We start from the raw sequence: 21,398 nt of genomic DNA on the forward strand, positions 1-21,398 counted from the left end.
TTCCTCGCGCATCTTTCAAACCCACATTTCAAAATCGAGATGTGGGGCACCCTATCCGTTTTGTGCTCGGCTTCGCTCGGAATGACAATCAAAAGATTTGGGCTGCGGAATGACAAACGAGAGATACAAGAGATATCAGGTGTAGGTGTAAAAGCCGCGTCCGGATTTGCGGCCGAGCCAGCCGGCGTCGACCATGCGGATGAGCAGCGGACATGGGCGGTACTTCGGGTCGCCGGTGCCCTCGACGAGGATGCGCATGATGTCGAGGCAGACGTCGAGGCCGATGAAGTCGGCCAGCGTGAGCGGCCCCATGGGGTGGGCCATGCCGAGCTGGAAGACCTGGTCGATGGCTTCGGGCGTGGCGACGCCTTCCATCGTGGCAAAAATAGCTTCGTTGATAAGCGGCATCAGCACCCGGTTGGAGACGAAGCCTGCGGCATCGTTCACCTCGACCGGCGTTTTGCCGAGCTGCTTTGAGAGTGCATGCACAGTATCGAAGGTTGCCTGCGAGGTTTGCAGGCCGCGGACGACCTCAACGAGCTGCATGACCGGGACCGGATTGAAGAAGTGCATCCCGATGACCTGCGCGGGGCGGCTGGTCTGAGCGGCGAGCTTCGTGATGGAGATGGAGCTGGTGTTCGAGGCGAGGATGGCCTCGGGGCGCAGGACGCGGTCGAGCTCCTTGAAGAGCTCGGACTTGATTTCGAAGCGCTCGGTGGCGGCCTCGATGGCGAGGTCGCAGACGCTGAAAGCTTCGCGGTCGAGCGTGGGGGTAATTCGGGCGCGGGCCTCCTCGGCCTGCTGTTGCGTCAATTTTCCTTTGGCGACCTCGCGGGCGAGGTTCTTCTCGATAATCGCGAGGCCACGATCATGACACGCGTCGTGCCTGTCGCTGAGGAGGACGTTGAAGCCAGAGCGGGCGCAGACATGGGCGATGCCGTTTCCCATGGTTCCGGCTCCGAGGACTGCGATGGTCTGAATGCTGGACATAGTTCCCTCGGACTGTAGTTTTGTGAAGATTAACCCATGTACATGCCGCCGTTCACGTCGAGCGTGTGGCCGGTGATGTAGCTGGCCTCCTCGGAGGCGAGAAATGCGACGGCGTTGGCGATGTCCTGGTCGGTTCCGGCGCGGCCTAGCGGGATGTGCTGGGTCATCGCGTTCTTCTGCTCGTCGGTGAGGACGACGGTCATGGCGGTTTCGATGTATCCGGGGGCGACCGCATTCACAGTTATCGTCCGGCTGGCTAGTTCGCGGGCGAGGGACTTGGTGAGGCCGATGAGTCCGGCCTTCGAGGCGGCGTAGTTGGCCTGGCCGGCCTGGCCGGTCTCGCCGACGACGGAGGTGATGTTGATGATGCGTCCCCAGCGGTTCTTGACCATCGAGGACATGACGGCCTGGGTGAGGAGGAAGGCTCCGGTGAGGTTGGTGGTGAGGACATCGTCCCAGTCGGCCTTCTTCATGCGGAGCGCGAGGATGTCGCGGGTGATGCCGGCGTTGTTGACGAGGATCTCAGCCTTGCCGAAGTGGGCAATGACGGCCTTGGCTCCGGATTTGATGGACTCTTCGCTGGAGACGTCGAGGGCGAAGGGGTGGGCGGTTCCGCCTGCGGCGGCGATCTGGGCGGCGACCTCGTTCAGCTTGTCAACGTTCCTTGCGGCGAGAGCGACGTGGGCTCCGCGGCGGGCGAGTTCGAGTGCGCAGGCACGCCCGATGCCCTGCGAAGCTCCTGTAACCAATGCGATACGACCTGCGAGAGTGCTCATGAACCTCCAATGAAACAGCAACCAGAATTATACGGAGCCAGATGACGTATTCTGGGTGGCAAATGTCCGCGACCGAGACGAAGACCGAAAAACCAGCGCTCCCGACAGCCAGCGAAACCGATGTGTACGCAATTCACGGAGCCGACCCCGAGGTGCTCGCGTATGCGATGGCGAAGTATTCGCGGTCGGCGCTGAGCATGAAGGAGTCGCTCGCTGAGATCAGCGCGCAGCGTGCGGAGCAGTTTCTGAACACGTTTTATTTCCAGTATGGGCACCGTTCGATCGCCGATTTGGCGCATATTCCCTTTGCGATTGAGCGGCTTAGCCTGCTGGCGGCGATCGAGCTGGTCGATGAGCAGCGCTGGGATGGGCAGGAGCGCTCGACGCGGTACCAGAACTTTCGGGCGTCGGGCTGGTACACGCCGGAACTGGGCCCGCAGACTGCTGCGTTTACCGGCTCGGTTGAGGCGATGTTTGCTGCTTACGATCGCATCAGCGCCGGGATGCTCGAGGCGCTGAAAGGCGCGATTCCGCGGCCCGAGGCGATGAAGCCTGAAGCCTACGAGCGCACCCTGAAGGCTCGAGCGTTTGATGTCGCGCGGTATCTTCTGCCGCTGGCGACGAATACCTCGCTGGGCCAGATCGTGAATGCACGGACGCTGGAGACGCAGGTCTCGCGGCTGCTGACGAGCCCACATGCCGAAGTGCGGCAGATCGGCGAGAAGCTGCGCGCGGCGGCGACGGAGCCGGCGTGGAACGTGTATCACGCGGCCTCGCAGGCGCTCTGCGAGGAGATCGGGTCGGTGGACGAGGCTTGTGGAGCGCGCGTTGCCGAGACACTGCTGCGTCCGGTGAAGACGGCTCCGACGCTGGTGAAGTATGCGAATGCAAGCGAGTACCTTGCTGCGACGCGCCGCGAGCTTACGCAGGCTGCTGCGGAGCTGATGCATGGGCAGCCGATCTTCGCGGCTCCGGTCGTCGATCTGCTCGATGATGCCGAGCCGCTGGAAGTGGAGCTTGCGACCTCGCTGCTGTATCCGCATTGCCATTACTCCTATCGCCAGATTCGCGGCCACGTCGCCGCGCTGACCGAGCAGCGGCGACTGGAGATCATCGACCTTGGCACGCGGCATCGCGGAAGGCACGATGAGCTGCTGCGGTCGTTCAGCGCGGGGCAGGGTTTCCGGTTCGATATTTTGATGGATATTGGCGGGTTTCGCGATATGCACCGGCATCGGCGGTGCGTTCAGTTGCTGCAGCCTTACACTGACGCGCATGGCTACGAGGACCCGGTTTGCGCGGGGCAGCCGACGCTGGCTGAGGCCGCACATGAGGTTGAGTACAGCGCGGCGATGGACGCGGCGTTTGCGGTGTATCGCGAGCTGCGCGATGCAGGCCATCCCGAAGCGGCGGCTTATACGCTTCCGCTGGGGACTCGGTGCCGGTCGATGTTCAAGATGGACTTTGCGGAGGCGCTGTATATTGCGGAGCTAAGGTCGGGTGTGGCGGGGCACTTCAGCTATCGGCGCGTGGCTTGGGAGATGTATAAGGCGGTGGCGGAGCGGCATCCTGGGCTGGCAGGGCATTTCAGGATTGAGGATGTGAATGAGCCGGTGGATTTGCTGAAGAGATAAGTTTTGCTGGAGTGGGCAAGATGAAAGCCGCGATTGTTTTAGATCCTATATATCCTGGGTTAGAACAGATGGCAGACCAAATGCCAGTTTGGGCTATTGACTCAGTAGCCCACAGGGCCACGGCGGAACGGATGTGGCAACTGCAGGGTACGTCCAATGCTTTCCGTGGAATCACTCTATTCAAGGTCAAAGATGCAGGAGATGCCGAAGATAACTGCATAAATGTCATTGGCAATGTTGATTTGCATCACGGTGTTTATTCCTCTGGAGAGAGGATTTCAATGTTGATTGTCGTTGGAGCTTTGCCGTCGAACAGGGTCATAGATGAGTTGAAACTTTACGACTTCGAGACTTTTGAGATGACGCCAGATGGTTTTGTCGCCAAGTGAATCAAGCAAATTCAAACTGCACCATTTTATATTCGCTTTTTATTTGCTTTCTTCGGATTCGATGTTAGACTCCGGATTGACCCCTTACCGCAGAGGAGACGGAACAACGTGGCAGCAGTTGATGAACGCACCAAGGCTATAGAGACGGCCCTTTCACAGTTGGAGAAACAGTTTGGCAAGGGCTCGATCATGCGCCTTGGCTCGAAGGAGGCGATTGTTCCGATCTCGGTGATCTCGACGGGGTCGATCTCGTTCGATGCGGCGCTGGGCGTGGGTGGCGTGCCGCGTGGCCGTGTGATTGAGATCTTCGGGCCGGAGTCTTCGGGTAAGACGACGATCACGCTGCAGATCATTGCCGAGGCCCAGAAGGCTGGCGGGCTGGCAGCGTTTGTGGACGCCGAGCATGCGCTCGATCCGGTGTATGCGAAGAAGCTGGGCGTGGACACGGACAACCTGCTGGTGAGCCAGCCGGACTACGGCGAGCAGGCGCTGGAGATTACGGAGGCGCTGGTTCGGTCGGGGGCGATCGACGTGCTGGTGGTGGACTCGGTTGCGGCGCTGGTTCCGAAGGCTGAACTGGATGGCGAGATGGGCGATTCGCACGTCGGCCTGCAGGCGAGGCTGATGAGCCAGGCGCTGCGCAAGCTGACGGGAACGGTTGCGAAGTCGCGGACGTGTTTGATCTTCATCAACCAGATCCGCGAGAAGATCGGCGTGATGTTTGGCAACCCGGAGACGACGACCGGTGGCCGGGCGCTGAAGTTTTACTCCTCGGTGCGCATCGATATTCGCAGGATCGGCGCGGTGAAGGAGGGCGAGACCGTCACCGGGTCGCGGACCAAAGTGAAGGTGGTGAAGAACAAGGTTGCGGCCCCGTTCCGCGATGCCGAATTCGACATTCTGTACGGCGAGGGCATCTCGCGTGAGGGCGATGTGCTGGATCTTGCGGTTCTCCACAACATCGTGGATAAGAGCGGCGCGTGGTACAGCTACTCGGGCGAGCGCATCGGACAGGGACGCGAGAACGTTCGCGGCTTCCTGAAGGAGAACAAGGACGTCTTTGCGCGCATCGACGCCGAGCTTCGCAAGAAGCTGAACATCGCAGGCGGGAAGGATGTTCCGGAAGTTCCGGCGGCGCCGGTGAACGGTGCTGCAGCGGCGCAGGAAGTTGTGAAGAGCCGCCGGTAGTCGAGTTTGTGAGAAGGGCCCTGCCTATGGCGGGGCCTTTTGTTTTTGAGGGCCACCTCCACCCCTCCCGGAAACTGCTCCAAGGCGATGTTGTCTGTTTTGTGTGAGATGGGCGGTTTGGGGTTTTGACAGGAATCTTCAGTAGAAACGCTTGACAGTCCTGGAAATCGTAAGCTATTACTTACGGTAAGTGAATGCTTACCTACAAGCCGGATTGGAGGCATTGGGAGATGGTACTCGGATGGCCATCTTTCAGAGGCTTGCCGAGGGGCCGCTGGCGGTTAACGAGTTGGCGGCGACGCTGCCGGTGAGCCGGCCGGCGGTCTCGCAGCACTTGCGCGTGCTGAAGGAGGCCGGACTCGTGACGGACCGGAAGAACGGGACCCGAAGGCTGTATCAGGTTGATCCGGAGGGAGTGGCCCGGTTGCGGGCGCACTTCGACCAGGTGTGGGAGCGGGCTATGAGTGGGTTTCAGCGAGCTGTAGAAGCGTCAGAAAAAGGAGAGAGGCGATGAGCGAGACGGTAGTAAGTACGGTCGTGCGGAAGAGTGTTCGCGTGCCTATTTCTGTGGGGTGCGCGTTTTCAGTATTTGTGGAACAGATGGAGACCTGGTGGCCGCCGGAACACCACATTGGGGAGGCAGCGTTTGAGGCGATCTTTGTCGAGCCGAAGGTTGGCGGGCGGTGGTATGAGCGCGACGGCAATGGTAAGGAGTGCGACTGGGGTAAGGTCATGGCGTGGGATCCTCCGCGGCTGGTGACGTTCTCGTGGCATCTGGGGCCGAGCTGGAAGTTCGATCCGGACATGGCGAAGGCGAGCGAGGTGGCGATCCGGTTTACGCCTGAGACAGAGGGAACGCTGGTGGAGCTGGAGCACTCGCACCTGGAGCGGCATGGCGAGGGCTGGGAGCAGCTCAAGAAGATGCTTGAATCCGCGGATGCGTGGGAGCAGACACTCAGGGAGTTCGCGAAGAGAGCCGAGTTGGAGAGCGAGCTATGAGGCCGGCGGCGTGGCTGCGAGTGGCCGCGGTGCTGACGCTGATTCATGCGGTGCTGCATACGGTCGGCGGGGTCTACGGGGCGCAGGACCCGGGGCCCCAGACCGTAGCGGCGACCGCGATGAAGGCGAATACGTTTGTGGTGTTCGGGAATGTGCGCAGCTTCTGGACCTTCTATCGCGGGATGGGGCTGGTAGTGACCGTTCTGCTGACGCTGGAAGCAGTGGTCTTCTGGCTGCTGGGAGGGCTGGCGAAGACGGAGGGAGTGCGGCTGCGGCCTGTGGTGCTGGTGTTTGCGGTTGGATATGTGGCCTTGGCAGTGGTGTCGTGGGGACATTTCTTTCTAGGGCCGGTGATTACAGAGCTGCTGATTGCTGCTTGTCTGGGTGTGGCCGCGCCTGGCCTAGCGGGTCAGCGGGTCAGCAAGTCAGCGGCGGAGTTGCTGACTCGCTGACTGGTGTCTCAACGTTGGGACTCGCTGACTTGCTTCTGAGCTAGAGGGGCGGTTCCTCGTTGCCGGGCTGGAAGCGAAAGTGGCCGTCTGGGGAGTCTGGGCCTCCTGGGCCGCCAAATACGCCGAATCCTCCCGGGCCGCCTTTGTGCATGATCATGAATCTGCGATTCCCGCGCTCTTCCGCCTGGAGCTTGGTCCACTGGTCGGGGGTGAGGACGGTGCGGATGCCGAGGAGCATGCGGGCGTTGGCCTTTTCCAACTCGGCGCGGGCCTGGGCGATCTTGTCGATCTGAGCGAGGACCTTGTTCGTGTCGGGCGGGTTGGCGTCGAGCATGGGCTCGAGGGTGACCTCCTGCTTTTCAACGTTGGCCTTGAGGTCGATGAGTTGGATGCGGCTCTGCTGGAAGATGTCGTTCATGCGCTTCTGCTGGTCGGGCGTGATCGCGAGCTTCTGGATGAGGTCGGAGTTCTTCCACCAGATTCCCGGAGGAGCGATACGCTCGTTGGAGTGCATGCCGTCGGTTGTGATGACGCGGGTGTAGGTCTGGACACGGGATTTACGCGGCAAAGGGGGCGCATCCGGTGGGGCTGGCGGAGCCGGCATGGTTGCCGGTGGTGCTTGAGCCTCTGGAGCGGGTTGTTGCCCGAGGGCGGGGAGGCAGCAGAGCGATGCGAGGATGGTGGCGATCAGGACGGGGGCGGTTTTCATCTGGGTCTTCCTTCTCTGGACAAGTGGATTTCTAGTTTTCCCTGGTCTGTTTGTTCCCACCGGAGCCGGAGGCTGATCTGGTGGAGCTGGCGGCCGGGTCGTCCAGCGGGCGCATGGGAGAGGGGACTGCGGCGGAGAGGTCCTGGTTGATCTCTTCGAGGAGGGCCTCATCGGATTCCTGGGTGCGAGCCGGTGCGTTGACGGCAGCAGGCGAGGGAGACGGCGTGACGTGCCGATGCCGTAGGCCGAGCGGCGCAAGGACGGTGAGCGCGAGGGCGGCGGCGCAGGCCCAGTAAAGCGGGCGCGAGACCGTGCGGGGCGAGGGCAAGACGGAGGAATGGCAGGCGGCCTGGTTGGCGTGAATCTCGACAAGCTGCTGCCGGGCGTGGGTGGTGGAGGCCTCGCGGAAGAGCTTGAGCGAATGGTCGAGGCGGGCGATCTCGTCGGAGCAGGCCGGGCAGGAGCGGAGATGCTGCTGGAGGGCGGCGTAGTCGCTCGAGAGGGGATGCGGCGCGCAGGCGAGGAGGATGTCGCAGAGCTGCTCGTGCGTGAGATGGGGAGTGAGGTGCGAGGTCATTTTGCCTCCTTAATTTTTTGATCGGTGTGCCGGGCTCGAATGGTGGTGAGGGCACGGTAGAGGTGGCTTTTGACGGTGCTGATGGGGAGATGGGTGATCTCGGCGATCTCGGAGAGGCAGAGGTCCTCGACGAAGCGCAGGAGAAAGATGTCGCGCTGGCGGCTGGAGAGCTGGGCGACGGAGTCCCAGATGAGGGTCATCTGCTCGCTGGCGATGAGGCGGGACTCGAGGGAGCTCTCGGACAGCGGGAGATGCTGGGCTACGTCGGAAACGTCGACTGCGTTGGCGCTGGCTCGCTTCCAGAAGCGGAAGCGGTCGGTGCGGGTGTGGTCGCGGAGGAGGTTGATGGCGATGCGCATGAGCCAGGTGAAGATGGCGCAGTCGCCGCGGAAGCTGGCGCGGGAGATCCAGGCGCGAAGAAAGGTGTCCTGAGTGAGGGACTGGGCGGCGTCGCGGTCGCGCAGGGAGACGAGCATAAAGCGGAAGATGCGCTGCTCGTAGGTGGCGACGACGGCGTCGATGTCGTCGAACGGGGTCGCAGAGGTCTGCGCGGCGGAGCTTTCGTTGAGGGAGGTAAGGCCCTCGGTGACAAGGACGTGGGATGTCATAGGCTCGGACGTACTCGGCTCCCGAATTGGTATTGCCGCCAACTGTAGAGCTAGACGGCCCAAGTAGTAGGGAAGACTACAGCACCGGGGCGATTTTTTGCCGGAAACCGCGATATGCTGCTGGAGGCATGCATACTGTCAAGGCAATTTACCCGGGAACCTTCGATCCTCTGACCAATGGGCATCTGGACCTTATCGCCAGAGGGGCGAAGATCGTGGATGAGCTGGTGGTCGCGATTCTGCGGAACAGCGAGAAGGGGACCCCCCTGTTTACGGTCCCGGAGAGGGTGGAGATGATCACTGAGGCGACCAAGGGGTTCGGGAATGTGACGGTGGCGACCTTCGATGGGCTGCTGGTGGATTTCTGTAGGGAGCAGGGGGCGAAGGCGGTGCTGCGGGGGATTCGGGCGATCTCGGACTACGAGTACGAGTTCCAGATGGCGATGATGAACCGGAAGCTCGACCCGGAGCTGGAGACGCTGTTCATGATGCCGGCGGAGAAGTATACGTATGTGAGCTCGAGGCTGATCAAGGGAGTGTTTGAGCTGGGCGGGGATGTGACGGCGCTGGTGCCTCCGCTGGTGGTGGAGAGGCTGAAGGCTAAAGTGCCGAGCCGGGTTCAGGGGTAGACGCCCTTGTCTGCCAAAGTGTGCAAGGTATTCAAAACAATCGCTAGTTCGGAGGAACAGGGAATGGGACGACGATATGCCAATATTCTTGAAACAGTCGGCAACACCCCCGTAGTCAGGATCAATAAGCTCGCACCGCCGGATGTAAACCTCTTTGTCAAAATTGAGGCCTTCAATCCACTCGGTTCTGTTAAGGATCGTCTTGCCCTTGGCGTGATCGAGGATGCAGAGAGGACCGGACGGCTCAAGCCGGGCCAGACGGTGGTCGAGGCTACAAGCGGCAACACCGGAATCGGGCTGGCAATGGTGTGCGCGCAGAAGGGGTATCCGCTGGTCGTCACGATGGCAGAGACATTCAGCGTAGAGCGGCGCAGGCTGATGCGGTTCCTGGGGGCGAAGGTTGTGATCACTCCCGGGCCGGCCAGAGGTACGGGCATGGTGAATAAAGCCATCGAACTGGCCGAAGCGCATGGCTGGTTTCTAACGCGTCAGTTCGAGAATGAGGCCAACGCCGACATGCACTCGCGTACGACGGCGAAGGAGATATTGGAGGACTTCAAAGGGGAGCGGCTGGACTATTGGGTGACCGGCTTCGGCACCGGCGGCACGCTGAAGGGCGTCGCTCGGGTGCTCGCCAAGGAGCGACCTGAGACGAAGATCGTCGTCTGCGAGCCGGATGACGCGCCGATGCTCTCAAGCGGGATCGAGCAGCAACGGAACCACGACGGATCGCCGGCTGCGGGCCACTCTGCGTGGAAGCCGCACCCCCTGCAGGGCTGGAGCCCGGACTTCGTTCCGAAGCTGACGGGAGATGCCGTGGACATGAAGGTCATCAGCCAGATCCTGCGCATCGAAAATGCGGAGGCGATGCGTTGGAGCAAGGAACTTGCCCGCAAGGAAGGGGTCTTCGTTGGCATTACGTCGGGAGCAACGTTCGTCGGGGCGTTGCGGGTTGCGGCAGAGGCTCCGAAGGGATCGACGATTCTGTGCATGCTGCCTGACACGGGAGAACGCTATCTGAGCACACCGCTGTTCGCCGATATCCCTGTCGACATGACGGAGGAGGAGGCGGAGATTTCACGGTCCACTCCGAGCGGCTGGCTGCAGCCAGCGCAATAGGTATTCCGGTCAGGGGCCCTGGGATTCTGCGATGTGCTTTATCTCAGTGGGCAAATCTGACACACTAGAGATATGAGCACAGCGACGGCTACCAAGATATTTGCGGACCGGATTGGCCGCATTGAAGTTTCGGCAACCATGGCTATCACCGCTGCGGCGCTGAAGCTGAAGTCCGAGGGTGTGAACCTGGCGGACTTTGGAGCGGGCGAGCCCCACTTCGCGACTCCGCGGCACATCAAGGATGCGGCGATCGAGGCGATCGAGAAGAACTTTACGCGCTATACGAACGTCGCCGGGATTCCCGAGGTTCGGAAGGCGATCGTCGACCGGCATGCTTGCGATTTCGGCTCGGACTACACGCCGGAGGAGTGCGTGTTTACGACCGGCGGCAAGCTGGCGCTGTTCAATGCGATCCAGGTGCTAGTGGACCACGGCGATGAGGTGATCCTGCCAGTGCCGTACTGGGTGTCGTTCAAGGACATCATTCAGTACGCGGGCGGCGTGGTGGTTCCGGTGGAGACGGACGAGGCGCAGAACTTCCGTCTCACGGCCAAGATGGTCGAGGCGGCGATTACGCCGAAGACGAAGGCGATCATTTTGAATACGCCGTCGAATCCTTCGGGCGCTGTGGTTTCGCCCGAGGACCTTGAGGCCATTGTTCGCATGGCGCATAAGCGCGACATCTTTGTGCTGCTGGATGAGTGCTATGTGTACTTGAACTTTACGGGCAACATCGTCAGCGGCGGCAGCTTCAAGGACTGCAAGGAGCATGTTGTGGTGCTCGGGTCGTTGTCGAAGACCTACGCGATGACGGGCTGGCGCGCGGGGTATGCGCTGGGGCCGAAGGCGATTATTGCTGCGATGAGCAAGCTGCAGTCGCAGAGCACATCGAACACGGCGAGCATGGTGCAGCGGGCGTCGATTGCGGCGGTCAGCGGATCGCAGGAGTGCGTGCGGGAGATGCGCGCGGACTACATCAAGCTGCGCGACCGCGTGCTCGAAGGGTTCAAGACGATTCCCGGGCTGACCTGCACGGTGCCTGAGGGCGCGTTCTATGTGTATCCGAATGTGAAGAACTTTATCGGCAAGGGCGGGGTGACGTCTGCCACCGACCTTGCGGCAAAACTGCTGAGCGAAGCGCACGTGGTCGTGGTGCCGGGCGAGGCGTTTGGCACGAAGGAGCACATCCGGCTCTCGTATGCGGTCTCGCACGATGTCGTGGACGAGGGCGTGAAGCGGATGCGGGAGTACTTCGCGAAGCTGGGCTAGGCTGATGTATAGGAGGGCCGTGCAGGAGTGTTCTGCGCGGTCTTTTCCTTTGGAACGGAGTTGTATGGCGATTGAGGCCGGTAGGTCGGAGCCACGATTTGCTCCGGTGATTCTTGCAGGCGGCAGCGGAACGCGGTTCTGGCCGCGGAGCCGCAGGGCCAAGGCGAAGCAGGTGTTGGCTCTGGATGGAGAGCGCACGATGATTCAGCAGACGGTTGGCCGTCTGCTGCCGCTCGCGGACCCGGCCGAGTTTCTGGTGATTACGAATGAACTGCTGCGGGCGGCGATCGCGGAGCAGTTGCCGGAGATTCCGGGGACGCGGATTCTGAGCGAGCCGGTGGCGCGGAATACGGCTCCGGCGTGCGGGCTGGCGGCGTTCCTGGTGGCGAAGACGGACCCGGATGCGGTGATCGGGGTGTTTCCTTCGGACCATGTGGTGAGCGATACGAAGCGGTTTGCCGAGGTGGTTCGCGCGGGTGCGGCGCTGGCGGCGACGGGCGACAGGATTGTGGTGCTGGGGGTTCCACCGACGAGGCCGGAGACGGGGTACGGGTACATCGAGCGCGGCGCGGTGGTGGATGCCTCGACGGTGCCATACCGCGGGATTGAGGTGCGGCGAGTCAGGCGGTTTACGGAGAAGCCGAACTGCGAGTTGGCGAAGGCGTTTGTGGCCGAGGGGAGCTATGCCTGGAACAGCGGCATCTTTCTGTGGAAGGCGCGTACGCTGATGGAGGCGCTCCGCGAGCACTGTCCGGCGATGGCTCCGCTGCTGGAGAAGATCGCGGAGGCGTATGGAACGCCGGAGTTTGAGCGGGTGTTCGCAGAGGTGTACCCGCAGTGCGAGAGCATCAGCATCGATTACGCGGTGCTGGAGCCACGATCGGTGAAGGGCGAGGTGGGGGCGGAGATCTACTGCCTGCCTGCGGACTTTGGGTGGAATGATCTGGGATGCTGGTCGGCGCTTCATGAGCATGTGGCGGGGGACTGCGGGCCGGAGGAGCTGTCGAAGAAGAATATCTTCGACAAGACGGACCAGCCTTGCATCGACATCGATTCGAAGGGCAACTATGTTTACGCTCCGGGGAAGACGGTCGCGCTGGTTGGCGTGAGCGACCTGGTGGTGGTGGAGACGGGCGATGCGCTGCTGATTACGACGCGTGAGCGGTCGCAGGATGTGGGCAAGGTGGTTGCAGAGTTGAAGCAGGCGGGCCGGGAGGATCTGGTTTAGATGGATCAACGGCGATGGCAGTGAAAGACAGAAGCAGATTCCTCCTCATTCGGCTTCGCCCAGGGCAGGCTGCTTCGCTGCGGAATGACAACCAAAAGGCAAAGACGAACGCAGAGGGCGCAAAGGGACCGCGAAGTACGCAGAGTACCGACTGATTTCTATGACAGAGACGAAGACGGTAGTGAAGTTTGGGACGGATGGCTGGCGCGGCATTATTGCCGATGACTTTACTTATGCCAATGTGCGGGTGGCTGCCGCGGCGATTGCGAACTATGTGCTGGCGCATGAGGATGCGAAGGCCGGCGTTTGTATCGGGTATGACACGAGGTTCGGGTCGCGGTCGTTTGCGAAAGCGGTGGCTGAGGTGATGGCCGGCGCGGGGATTCCGGTAGCGCTGGCGAGTGGCATTACGCCGACTCCGGCGCTGTCGTTTGCGGTGCGGGGAAGGAAGGCTGCGGGTGGCGTGATGATTACATCGAGCCACAATCCGGCGGAGTGGAACGGCGTGAAGTACAAGGCGAGCTATGGTGGCTCGGGCAAGCCGTCGATCATGACCTCGATTGAGAGCTATCTCGAAAAGCCGCTGTCGAAGGCGACTGTGCCGGCCGTGATTGAAGAGGTGGACTTCAACCCGGAGTACATCGCGGCGATCACGCGGTTTGTCGATCTGGAGTCGATCAAGGCTTCGGGGTTCAAGTTCCTGATCGATGTGATGTATGGTGCGGGACGCGGGGTGATTGCCGGCATCTTTGCGAAAGCAGGGATTCCGTTTGTGGAGATTCGCAGCGAGATCAATCCTCTGTTTCCGGGGATCAATCCGGAGCCGATTCTGCCGCACATCAAGGCGACGCAGGAGACAGTTGTCAGCGAACGGTGCGATGCAGGGCTGGTCACCGATGGGGATGCCGACCGCATTGGAGCCGTGGATGAGCACGGCAATGTGGTGGATGCGCACAAGATTCTGAGCCTGCTGATGTACTGGCTGCTTGAGCGCAAGAAGTGGCCGGGTGAGGTGACGCGGGCGTTCAACACGACGAAGATGGCCGATCGCATCGCTGCGAAGTATGGCCGGAAGCTGAACGAGCATGGGATCGGATTCAAGTATGTGGCCGACCTGATGCTGGAGAAGGAGATCCTGATCGGCGGCGAGGAGTCGGGCGGGATGGGCATCAGCCGGCATCTGCCAGAACGAGATGGGTTGCTGAACAGCTTGCTGCTAGCCAACATGATGGCCGACGAGAAGAAGACGCTGGGTGAGCTGGTGGCGACGCTGCAGGCGGAGTTTGGCGAGCACCAGTATGGGCGAGTCGATATGCACATCGCGGAGGACGTGAAGCAGTCGGCGATTGCGAGGGCGAAGGCCGGGGTGGCGAGCTTTGCCGGGATGAAGGTGCTGCGCGTGGAGACGTTGGACGGGATCAAGTTCTTTCTCGAAAACCCGGATTGCGCGGGGAAGAAGAACGCAGCGGAGACGTGGCTGCTGCTGCGGGCTTCGGGGACGGAGCCACTGTTGCGTGTGTACTGCGAGAGTTGCTCGACGGAGTCGGTGAAGAAGGTACTTAAAGCGGCACAGGCGTTTGTGCTGGCTGGAGGTGCGGCGTGAGCGACACGATCTGCGTTGAGACGAAGGGACTGCTGTTCGACATGGATGGCGTGCTGATCAGCTCGATCGGCTCGGTAGTGCGGTCCTGGCGGCGCTGGGCGACGATCTACAAGATTCCGAACGCAGACACCTACGAGGTTCCGCATGGGATGCGGGCGATCGACACCGTGAAGTCGTTGCGGCCCGATATTGACCCGGAGGAGGGGCTTCGGGTGATCGAGGACATGGAGATCGAGGACACAGAAGACCTGAAGGTGCTGCCTGGGGTGAAGGCACTGCTGGAGAGTCTGCCGCCGGAGCGGTGGGCGATTGTGACCTCGGCGACGCACAGGCTGATGTGCGGGAGGCTGAAGGTGGCGGGTCTGCCGATTCCGGAGCGGATTATCAGCGGCGATATGGTGGAGCGGGGCAAGCCTGATCCGGAGCCTTATATGCGTGGGGCAGCGCTGCTGGGCTGTAGGCCGGAGGATTGCGTGGTGGTGGAGGATGCTCCGTCGGGCGTGGCGGCGGGTGTGGCGGCGGGCTGCCGCGTGCTCGGTGTGCTGGGGACGCACTCGCGGAGCGAACTGCATGATGCGAATTGGGTGGTGGCGTCGCTGGAGGGGTTACGGGTGACGGCGGGTGCGGAGGGGCTGGAGCTTTGCTTTGTGCCGGAAAAGGTGGAAGCTTCGGCCGGTTGAATTTGCTCTGGTTCAGGGCCCGGGCTGGAGGATGGTCTCGACCAGCTTGAGGTCTTCTTCGGTATCTACGCCTATTGTGTCGAAGTCGGTGTGCTCGACGTAGAGGGCGATGTTGTTCTCAAGAAAGCGGAGTTGTTCAAGGCGCTCGGTGTGTTCGAGTGTGCTTGGTGGCAGCGTGGGGAAGCGCTGGAGCGCGGCTTTGCGGTATCCGTAGAGGCCGATGTGCTTCCAGTATTGTGTGGGGCCGCCGTCGCGGTTGTAGGGGATGGTGGCGCGTGAGAAGTAGAGCGCGCGGCCGTCGGCGGCGGTGACGACTTTGACCGCGTTGGGATTGTGGATATTGGCCGGGGTGCAGGCCACCTTAAGGGTTGAGACCTCGACGTGCGGGTGCGCGAAGGGTTTGAGGAGTGCGGTGAGGTGTTCGGGTTTTAGGAGGGGTTCGTCGCCCTGGATGTTGACGTAGATGTCGGCGTCAATGAGCTGCGCGATGGCGTGGACGCGGTCGGTTCCGCTGGGCAGCGAAGGCGAGGTGAGCTGGACGGGCCAGTTGTTGGCACTGCAGAGGTTGGCGATCTCTTCAGAGTCGGTGGCGACGATGAGGTCGTCGAGCTGAGGGCAGGCGCGGGCTGCGTCGTAGACCCAGGCGAGCATGGGACGTCCGGCGATGGGGCGGAGAATCTTGCGCGGGAGACGGGTGGAGGCGAGGCGCGCGGGAATGACTCCGAGGACTCCGATGCCGCGGGCTGGCAGCTTTTCCGCGCGTGTGGAATCAAGTATGATGGGTCTTGGCTGTTCCGTGGGCTGTTCCGTGACGGTTGTCCTTACCTTTCGTCACGATGATACCTGTAAAGTACGGCCACAGAAACACATCGGCGGCGTAGCTCAGATGGTTAGAGCGACGGACTCATAACCCGTAGGTCGGCAGTTCGATTCTGCCCGCCGCCACCAAGAACCCACTACAAAAAGGTGCCCCGGGCGCTGTATCGCGCGATCGGGGTAGGAGAGTATCATTTCGATTATGGGCTACGTCTAATGCTCGTAGGGAGACGTGTGTTCTCTGGAGTGGTTTTCAACCTATGCCTAAGCTTTCCAAGATTCTTCTGCTCGCTGCGTCTGTCGTTCTGGTGTTAACGGTCTTCCTCGGGGCGAACTCGAGCGGTGTAAGCGCCTCGGAGCAGCAGGATGGCGCGTATCGCCAGATCAATGTCTACAGCGAAGTGCTGCGGCACATCCAGACGGACTATGTCGTGGAGCCGAATATTCCGGACGTGACCAATGGCGCGCTGCGCGGGCTGCTGGAGTCGCTGGATGCGGACTCGAGCTATCTGTCGCCTTCGGACTACAAGGCATATAAGGCGGACAAGGGCGGCAACGGGCAGGTGGGGATAAACGTCTCGAAGCGCTACGGCTACGCCACGGTGGTTTCCGTAGTGCCGGGAAGCCCTGCGGACAAGGCAGACCTGAACGACGGCGACATTCTTGAAGCGATCGACGGAAGGGACACGCGGGATATCTCGCTGGCGATGATCCGGATGTTGCTGACAGGACAGCCGGGGAGCGAGCTGTCGGTGTCGGTGATCCGGCCGCGACGGGCGACTCCGGAGAAGGTGACGTTGACGCGCGTGGCGCCGTCGCTTCCACCGGTCAGCGAGACGATGTATGAAAATTCGTCGATTCTGTATCTGAAGCCGGGCGTGCTGGACCATGAGCATGTGCAGCAAGTGGAGTCGAAGCTGAAGGGCATGCAGCGGGCCGGGAATAAGAAGATCCTGCTCGATCTGCGCGACGTTGCCGCGGGCGATATGGGCGAGGCGACGCGGATGGCGAACTTCTTCCTGAAGTCGGGCACGATTGCGATGCTTGAGGGACAGAAGGTGGCCAAGCAGACCTTCACGGCCGAGCCGTCGAAGGCGATCAACGCGACGGCTCCGGTGGTGGTACTGGTGAATCGCGGGACGGCGGGGCCGGGCGAGTTGGTTGCCGCTGCTCTGATGGACAACCATCGTGCTGAACTAGTGGGCGAGAAGACGTTTGGCGAGGGCGCGCTGCAGAAGACGTTCGAGTTGCAGGATGGAGCGGCGCTGATTCTGTCGGTGGCGAAGTATGAGTCGCCTTCGGGCAAGAAGCTGCAGGATGAGGGTGTGACCCCTGAGGTGCTGGTGGCCTCGAACGTGGATGATGGCGTGCCGGATGACGAGGATTCGGCGACACCTTCGGCGCGGCCTGCTCCCGCTCAGAAGCCGAGCGTGAGCGTGGACGATCAACTGAACAAGGCGCTCGATCTGCTGAAGAGCAAGACTGCTTAGAGGCCCAGGGCGGAGAGCGCATGGCCTCAGTAGTAGCTGCTATGCTGAAGCCGTGCAGACCTTATTCCATCGCGACGCCGGTCTGCCGGAGATTGAAGAAGAGCCGCTGTGGAGACGTGTTTTTCGGCGGATCGTGAATGGCCCGGAATATCCGAGCCGGCGCATCGCACGCAAGTTCACTTTCTTTACGCTGCTGGGGTTGTCGGCTGTCTTTGGCGCGCTCTGCGGGTTGATGGTGGTGTACTCGATCGATCTGCCGCAGATCGACGACCTGACGCGGTATCGTCCGAATACGACGACCGAGCTGCTGGATGTGCATGGGCGGGTGTTCGGCTCGTTTGCGCTGGAGCGGCGCGTGGCGGTGCCGTACTCGGAGTTTCCGCCCGTCCTGAAACAGGCCATCCTTTCGATTGAAGACAAGAGTTTTGAGAGCAACTGGGGCGTGAATCTGTTTCGCGCGATCGGGGCGGCGTACCGCGATCTGCATGCGAAGGGGCGCGCCCAGGGCGCTTCGACGCTGACGATGCAACTCGCGCGGAACCTGTTCCTCTCGTCGGAGAAGACGTACGCGCGGAAGATCCAGGAGGTCATCCTCTCGATGCAGATCGAGAGACGGTTCACGAAGGAGCAGATCTTCGAGCTGTATGCGAACCAGATTTATCTGGGGCGCGGGACCTATGGGTTTGAGGCAGGGTCGGAGTATTACTTCAGCAAGCATGTGAAGGAGCTGACGCTGCCGGAGGCGGCCCTGCTGGCGGCGCTGCCGAAGGGGCCGGAGTACTACTCGCCGGTGCGGTTTCCTGATCGGGCGCTGAAGCGGCGGAATCTCGTGTTGAGCGAGATGGAATCCGACGGGAAGATTACGAAGGCCCAGGCGCAGGCCGCGATGGCCGCGCCGCTGGGGCTGCACGTCGAGTCTCCTCCGAACACCATCGCGCCTTATTTTGTGGAAGAGGTGCGGCGGCAGCTTGAGAAGGAGTTTGGCGTCGAAGAGGTTCACGGCGCAGGGCTGAAGGTGTACACGACGCTCGATCTCGACCTGCAGACGGTGGCGAACAAGGCTGTGCAGGATGGAGCAGCAGCGTATGAGCGCCGGCACGGGTGGAAGGGCGAGCTGGAGAACGTCGTTCTCGAAGGGCAGGACCTGGGGAAGTATCAGCATCCCGACTGGTCACAACCGGTTGAGAAGGGAAGGTATGTTCACGGAGTAGTTGTCGCGGTTGAGCCGAAGAGGGTGACGGTGAAGCTTGGCGCGAAGGATGCCGTGCTTACGCCGGATGATTGGAAGTGGACGCAGAATGAGGATGGCGACAGCTTTCTGAAAAACGGCGATCTCGTTTATGTGCACATCGTGAGCGAGGAGGAGGACGGCTCGCTGAAGGCCACCCTGGAGCAGGATACGGGCGCGCAGGCCGCAATGATGGCGGTGAATAACGCGGACGGCGAGGTGCTGGCGATGGTGGGCGGCAGGGACTTCGCGCTGTCGCAGTTCAATCGCGCGACGCAGGCCGAGCGTCAGGTGGGGTCGTCGTTCAAGCCGTATGTGTACACGACGGCGATTGAAGCGGGAGCGAAGCCGACAGACATTATTGTGGACGGGCCGACAACATTTCCGACACCGAGCGGGCCGTATACGCCGCATAACTATGAGAGCGACTACAAGGGAGCAATGACGCTGATCAACGCCTTTGCGGAGTCGCGGAATATTCCGGCGTTGAAGCTGGCGGCGCGAGTGGGGATCCGGAAGGTGATCGAAACGGCGCACGACTTTGGCGTGACCAGCGACATTCCGGCGTTTCTGCCGATTGCGATCGGGGCAGCGGACATCTCGCTGTATGAGCAGGTGGGGGCCTACAGCGTTTTTCCGAACGATGGGATTCGCATTGAACCGCACTATATCCGCAAGGTGGTGCAGGCGGATGGGCTCCCGCTGGATGAGCAGCCGCCACAGGTGGACGAGGTGATCTCAGTGGAGACGGCGCGGACGATGATGCAGTTGCTTGAGGCAGTCGTGCAGCACGGCACGGCGGCGTCTGCGGGAGCACAGTTGAAGCATCCGCTGGGAGGCAAGACGGGAACGACGAACGACTTTACGGATGCGTGGTTTCTTGGGTTTTCACCGTCAGTGACCTGCGGGACGTGGATCGGATTCGACGACCGCCGCTCTCTGGGCGAGAAGGAGACAGGCGCACGCGCGGCGCTGCCGATGTGGATTGACTTCATGCGGGCGGCGATTGCGAACAAGCCCAATGAGGCTTTTCCTGCGGAGGGCGCGCCGAAGAAAGTGCTGGATGTCGCGGTGAGTAAACCTGGCGTGACGAACATCGTGCCCAGGGAGGCCGCGCCGAAGGGCTCGGAGGACGAGGATGCGCCGGAAACGAAGGCGCAGCCGAAGTCGACTGCGCCCTCTGCGCCTCAGGCGAAGCCGAACAACGGAGCAGGGAGTGGATCTAGCGCTCCGGATGCACCGAGCGGGGAGCCGAGGCAGGGTGTCTCGAACCTACCGACCGACACAAACTGAAGTAGCGCTGAGCCTTGCGGACGTCGCGGCCGATCTGCTCGCGGAGGGCCTCGGGATTGGGCCAGCGCATCTCGTCGCGGAGACGGTGGAGGAAGGTGAGGGTAAGCGATGTGCTCTCGGTGAGAGTGATGGGGTGGAAGTTGAGGATGTGGGACTCGACGGTGAAGGAGTCGGCTCCGAAGGTGGGGCGGTTGCCGACATTGGTGACGGCGTCGAAGGTCTCGCCTGCGACCGTGAGCGCAGTGATGTAGACGCCGTTGGCCGGGAGCAGCTCGGAGTACGGCGCGAGGTTGATGGTTGGGACGGTGTAACGCGTGCCGTAGCCGCGTCCTGAGGCGGGTGTGCTTGCGATGCTGAAGGAGCGGCCGAGCAGCGCGCGGGCGTTGGTGACGCTGCCTGCGGCGATGAGCTGGCGGATTCGGCTTGAGGAGACGGGCTGCCTGCGGACGATGCGGGGAGAGTAGACCCGGACAGCGAAGGCGAGTTCGTGGCCGAGGGATTCGAGTGTGTCAATCCCGGCCTCGGCCTGGTGGCCGAAGCGGAAGTTCTCGCCTTCGTGCAGTTCGGTGACCTGGAGGGTCTGCTGGAGGATTTCGGTGGCGAACGCCCGGGCCGTCTTGCGCGAGAGATCGGCGGTGAAGGGGAGGACGAGGGTGGCGTCAATGCCTGTGGCTGCGAGGAGTTCGAGTTTCTGTGGCAGCGGCGTGATGAGAGGCTGATCGAATGTTGGGCGGACGACGCGAGCCGGATGGGGGTCAAAGGTGACGACGAGCGACTTGCAGCCGAGTGCGCGGGCGCGGGCGATGACCTCGGCGATGACCCACTGGTGGCCGCGATGGACGCCGTCGAAGTTGCCGATGGTGGCGACCGTGGGGCCGAAGTTGGCGGGGATCTCGGAGAGATGGGAGTAGAGCTGCATCAGGCGATCTCGAATTGAAGTTGAAGGCCGTCGTGGGCGAGGCGGATGTGAGGAGGTAGCTCGGCCTCGATGGTGGCGTGGTCGAGGTCGTGGCTGATGTGGGTGAAGTAGGCGCGCTTTGGCTTCAACTGCTCGACGTAAGCGATGGAGCGTTCCAAGTGCGAGTGGCTGGGGTGCGGCTCGCGGCGCAGCGCGTCGAGGATGAGGACGTCGAGGTCCTGGAGGAGCGGGATACTCTCCGACGGGATGTCGCTCATGTCGGTGAGGTAGGCGGCAGAGCCGAAGCGGTAGCCGGTGATCTGCTGGGAGCCGTGGGTGACAGGGATCCGGCGGAAGCAGGCTCCGAAGAGGTCGAATCCGGCGCTGGGTGTCGTGTCGATCTGGTGGATCCGGACGCGCGCGCTGGTGGGATAGCGGTCTTCGGTGCGAAAGGTGTATTCGAAGACGCGCTTGAGGATGAGGAGGGTCTCTTCGTCGGCGTAGATGGGAAGGTCGCCGGGGACTCTGAAGCTCAGGGGGCGGAGGTCGTCGAAGCCGAGAATGTGGTCTGCGTGGCCGTGGGTGTAGAGGACGGCGTCGACGTGGCTGATGTTCTCGCGGATGGCCTGGGCGTGGAAGTCGGGGCCGGTGTCGACGAGGATGATGCGGCCGTTATAGGCGAGGCGCAGCGAGGGGCGCGTTCGCCGGTTGCGCGGGTCGCCCGTAGGTGAGGCGGCTGAGGCGCAGACGTCGCAGTTGCAGCCGAGCGTGGGCACCCCCATGGAGGTGCCGCTGCCGAGAAAGGTGAGCGTCGCCTCCATTG

The 21,398-nt window shown here is 61.9% G+C and carries 22 protein-coding genes and 1 tRNA gene; 15 read left to right on the top strand and 8 right to left on the bottom strand.

All coding sequences use genetic code 11. From position 1 onward, the window contains the following. Positions 1-135: 135 nt before the first annotated feature. Both OHL16_RS15960 and fabG read right to left on the bottom strand, forming a co-directional pair. Positions 136-990, bottom strand: coding sequence for a 3-hydroxybutyryl-CoA dehydrogenase (locus OHL16_RS15960; RefSeq protein WP_263368179.1), 855 nt, complete (start codon positions 988-990; stop codon positions 136-138). Positions 991-1,019: 29 nt separating this feature from the next. Continuing rightward, positions 1,020-1,766 (bottom strand): 3-oxoacyl-[acyl-carrier-protein] reductase, encoded by a 747-nt coding sequence (gene fabG / locus OHL16_RS15965; RefSeq protein WP_263368180.1) that lies wholly within the window; start codon positions 1,764-1,766, stop codon positions 1,020-1,022. A gap of 62 nt (positions 1,767-1,828) precedes the next feature. Between fabG and OHL16_RS15970 the strand changes: the two genes are divergently transcribed. The 6 genes from OHL16_RS15970 to OHL16_RS15995 all read left to right on the top strand — a co-directional run bounded on the left by OHL16_RS15970 (position 1,829) and on the right by OHL16_RS15995 (position 6,428). After that, positions 1,829-3,400 carry an FAD-dependent thymidylate synthase gene (locus tag OHL16_RS15970; RefSeq protein ID WP_263368181.1) on the top strand — a complete coding sequence of 524 codons (1,572 nt, stop codon included), beginning with the start codon at positions 1,829-1,831 and terminating at the stop codon, positions 3,398-3,400. Positions 3,401-3,420: 20 nt separating this feature from the next. Further along, entirely contained in the window at positions 3,421-3,789 is a 369-nt protein-coding gene (locus OHL16_RS15975; RefSeq protein WP_263368182.1) for a hypothetical protein, read from the top strand. 108 nt (positions 3,790-3,897) lie between these two features. Further along, positions 3,898-4,977, top strand: coding sequence for a recombinase RecA (gene recA, locus OHL16_RS15980; protein ID WP_263368183.1), 1,080 nt, complete (start codon positions 3,898-3,900; stop codon positions 4,975-4,977). A 190-nt stretch (positions 4,978-5,167) separates the two neighbouring features. Further along, the gene (locus tag OHL16_RS15985) at positions 5,168-5,491 is read left to right on the top strand and encodes an ArsR/SmtB family transcription factor (protein WP_263368184.1); all 324 of its coding nucleotides are present in this window, start codon (positions 5,168-5,170) and stop codon (positions 5,489-5,491) included. Further along, complete coding sequence (locus tag OHL16_RS15990; protein ID WP_263368185.1) at positions 5,488-5,976, top strand: SRPBCC family protein; 489 nt, start codon at positions 5,488-5,490, stop codon at positions 5,974-5,976. Before OHL16_RS15985 ends, OHL16_RS15990 begins: the two co-directional genes overlap by 4 nt. Then, positions 5,973-6,428 (top strand): LIC_13387 family protein, encoded by a 456-nt coding sequence (locus OHL16_RS15995; RefSeq protein WP_263368186.1) that lies wholly within the window; start codon positions 5,973-5,975, stop codon positions 6,426-6,428. Before OHL16_RS15990 ends, OHL16_RS15995 begins: the two co-directional genes overlap by 4 nt. A 40-nt stretch (positions 6,429-6,468) precedes the next feature. On the opposite strand, the gene OHL16_RS16000 is transcribed toward OHL16_RS15995, so the two are convergent. From OHL16_RS16000 to OHL16_RS16010, 3 genes are read right to left on the bottom strand one after another with little or no spacing between them, the layout of a single operon-like run. Beyond that, entirely contained in the window at positions 6,469-7,137 is a 669-nt protein-coding gene (locus OHL16_RS16000; RefSeq protein ID WP_263368187.1) for a Spy/CpxP family protein refolding chaperone, read from the bottom strand. 31 nt (positions 7,138-7,168) lie between these two features. Further along, on the bottom strand, positions 7,169-7,714 hold the full coding sequence (locus tag OHL16_RS16005) for a hypothetical protein (protein WP_263368188.1): 546 nt from the start codon (positions 7,712-7,714) through the stop codon (positions 7,169-7,171). Next, entirely contained in the window at positions 7,711-8,322 is a 612-nt protein-coding gene (locus tag OHL16_RS16010) for an RNA polymerase sigma factor (protein WP_263368189.1), read from the bottom strand. Before OHL16_RS16010 ends, OHL16_RS16005 begins: the two co-directional genes overlap by 4 nt. Positions 8,323-8,450: 128 nt before the next feature. Between OHL16_RS16010 and coaD the strand changes: the two genes are divergently transcribed. The 6 genes from coaD (at position 8,451) to OHL16_RS16040 (ending at position 14,850) form a co-directional block, all read left to right on the top strand. Further along, a complete protein-coding gene (gene coaD / locus OHL16_RS16015; RefSeq protein WP_263368190.1) occupies positions 8,451-8,951 on the top strand; it encodes a pantetheine-phosphate adenylyltransferase in 501 nt (166 codons plus the stop codon). A gap of 63 nt (positions 8,952-9,014) precedes the next feature. Continuing rightward, a complete protein-coding gene (gene cysK, locus OHL16_RS16020; protein WP_263368191.1) occupies positions 9,015-10,070 on the top strand; it encodes a cysteine synthase A in 1,056 nt (351 codons plus the stop codon). Positions 10,071-10,142: 72 nt separating this feature from the next. Further along, entirely contained in the window at positions 10,143-11,339 is a 1,197-nt protein-coding gene (locus OHL16_RS16025; protein WP_263368192.1) for a pyridoxal phosphate-dependent aminotransferase, read from the top strand. Positions 11,340-11,403: 64 nt separating this feature from the next. Beyond that, positions 11,404-12,567 (top strand): mannose-1-phosphate guanylyltransferase, encoded by a 1,164-nt coding sequence (locus tag OHL16_RS16030; protein ID WP_263368193.1) that lies wholly within the window; start codon positions 11,404-11,406, stop codon positions 12,565-12,567. A 160-nt stretch (positions 12,568-12,727) separates the two neighbouring features. Beyond that, positions 12,728-14,170: a phosphoglucomutase/phosphomannomutase family protein gene (locus OHL16_RS16035; RefSeq protein ID WP_263368194.1), complete on the top strand. Its 1,443-nt coding sequence runs from the start codon at positions 12,728-12,730 to the stop codon at positions 14,168-14,170. Beyond that, entirely contained in the window at positions 14,167-14,850 is a 684-nt protein-coding gene (locus OHL16_RS16040) for an HAD-IA family hydrolase (RefSeq protein ID WP_263368195.1), read from the top strand. The genes OHL16_RS16035 and OHL16_RS16040 overlap by 4 nt, the downstream gene beginning before the upstream one ends. Positions 14,851-14,862: 12 nt before the next feature. Here the strand turns inward: OHL16_RS16040 and kdsB are convergent, their stop codons facing one another. Next, positions 14,863-15,585, bottom strand: coding sequence for a 3-deoxy-manno-octulosonate cytidylyltransferase (kdsB, locus tag OHL16_RS16045; protein ID WP_263368504.1), 723 nt, complete (start codon positions 15,583-15,585; stop codon positions 14,863-14,865). A gap of 136 nt (positions 15,586-15,721) precedes the next feature. On the opposite strand from kdsB, the gene OHL16_RS16050 reads away from it, so the two are divergent. The 3 genes from OHL16_RS16050 (at position 15,722) to OHL16_RS16060 (ending at position 19,677) form a co-directional block, all read left to right on the top strand. After that, a tRNA-Met gene (locus tag OHL16_RS16050) sits at positions 15,722-15,798 on the top strand. Between the two features lie 128 nt (positions 15,799-15,926). After that, on the top strand, positions 15,927-17,156 hold the full coding sequence (locus OHL16_RS16055) for a S41 family peptidase (protein WP_263368196.1): 1,230 nt from the start codon (positions 15,927-15,929) through the stop codon (positions 17,154-17,156). Between the two features lie 52 nt (positions 17,157-17,208). Continuing rightward, complete coding sequence (locus OHL16_RS16060; protein ID WP_263368197.1) at positions 17,209-19,677, top strand: penicillin-binding protein 1A; 2,469 nt, start codon at positions 17,209-17,211, stop codon at positions 19,675-19,677. On the opposite strand, the gene ribF is transcribed toward OHL16_RS16060, so the two are convergent. Beyond that, positions 19,607-20,596: a riboflavin biosynthesis protein RibF gene (ribF, locus tag OHL16_RS16065; RefSeq protein WP_263368198.1), complete on the bottom strand. Its 990-nt coding sequence runs from the start codon at positions 20,594-20,596 to the stop codon at positions 19,607-19,609. The two genes, OHL16_RS16060 and ribF, sit on opposite strands and share 71 nt — an antisense overlap. Further along, positions 20,596-21,396 (bottom strand): MBL fold metallo-hydrolase, encoded by an 801-nt coding sequence (locus OHL16_RS16070; RefSeq protein WP_263368199.1) that lies wholly within the window; start codon positions 21,394-21,396, stop codon positions 20,596-20,598. The genes ribF and OHL16_RS16070 overlap by 1 nt, the downstream gene beginning before the upstream one ends. Positions 21,397-21,398 lie beyond the last annotated feature (2 nt).

Origin of the sequence: Edaphobacter bradus, from assembly GCF_025685645.1 — a bacterium.
Taxonomy (GTDB): Bacteria; Acidobacteriota; Terriglobia; order Terriglobales; family Acidobacteriaceae; genus Edaphobacter; species Edaphobacter bradus.

Bases quoted from the DNA above. Each gene is read 5' to 3' on its own strand.
- OHL16_RS16025 (WP_263368192.1), top strand. From the start codon at position 10,143: ATGAGCACAGCGACGGCTACCAAGATATTTGCGGACCGGATTGGCCGC.
- coaD (WP_263368190.1), top strand. From the start codon at position 8,451: ATGCATACTGTCAAGGCAATTTACCCGGGAACCTTCGATCCTCTGACC.
- OHL16_RS15990 (WP_263368185.1), top strand. From the start codon at position 5,488: ATGAGCGAGACGGTAGTAAGTACGGTCGTGCGGAAGAGTGTTCGCGTG.
- fabG (WP_263368180.1), bottom strand. From the start codon at position 1,766: ATGAGCACTCTCGCAGGTCGTATCGCATTGGTTACAGGAGCTTCGCAG.
- OHL16_RS15960 (WP_263368179.1), bottom strand. From the start codon at position 990: ATGTCCAGCATTCAGACCATCGCAGTCCTCGGAGCCGGAACCATGGGA.
- OHL16_RS15995 (WP_263368186.1), top strand. From the start codon at position 5,973: ATGAGGCCGGCGGCGTGGCTGCGAGTGGCCGCGGTGCTGACGCTGATT.
- OHL16_RS16030 (WP_263368193.1), top strand. From the start codon at position 11,404: ATGGCGATTGAGGCCGGTAGGTCGGAGCCACGATTTGCTCCGGTGATT.
- cysK (WP_263368191.1), top strand. From the start codon at position 9,015: ATGGGACGACGATATGCCAATATTCTTGAAACAGTCGGCAACACCCCC.
- OHL16_RS16010 (WP_263368189.1), bottom strand. From the start codon at position 8,322: ATGACATCCCACGTCCTTGTCACCGAGGGCCTTACCTCCCTCAACGAA.
- OHL16_RS15975 (WP_263368182.1), top strand. From the start codon at position 3,421: ATGAAAGCCGCGATTGTTTTAGATCCTATATATCCTGGGTTAGAACAG.
- ribF (WP_263368198.1), bottom strand. From the start codon at position 20,596: ATGCAGCTCTACTCCCATCTCTCCGAGATCCCCGCCAACTTCGGCCCC.
- OHL16_RS16055 (WP_263368196.1), top strand. From the start codon at position 15,927: ATGCCTAAGCTTTCCAAGATTCTTCTGCTCGCTGCGTCTGTCGTTCTG.
- OHL16_RS16000 (WP_263368187.1), bottom strand. From the start codon at position 7,137: ATGAAAACCGCCCCCGTCCTGATCGCCACCATCCTCGCATCGCTCTGC.
- OHL16_RS16070 (WP_263368199.1), bottom strand. From the start codon at position 21,396: ATGGAGGCGACGCTCACCTTTCTCGGCAGCGGCACCTCCATGGGGGTG.
- OHL16_RS16005 (WP_263368188.1), bottom strand. From the start codon at position 7,714: ATGACCTCGCACCTCACTCCCCATCTCACGCACGAGCAGCTCTGCGAC.
- OHL16_RS16035 (WP_263368194.1), top strand. From the start codon at position 12,728: ATGACAGAGACGAAGACGGTAGTGAAGTTTGGGACGGATGGCTGGCGC.
- OHL16_RS15970 (WP_263368181.1), top strand. From the start codon at position 1,829: ATGTCCGCGACCGAGACGAAGACCGAAAAACCAGCGCTCCCGACAGCC.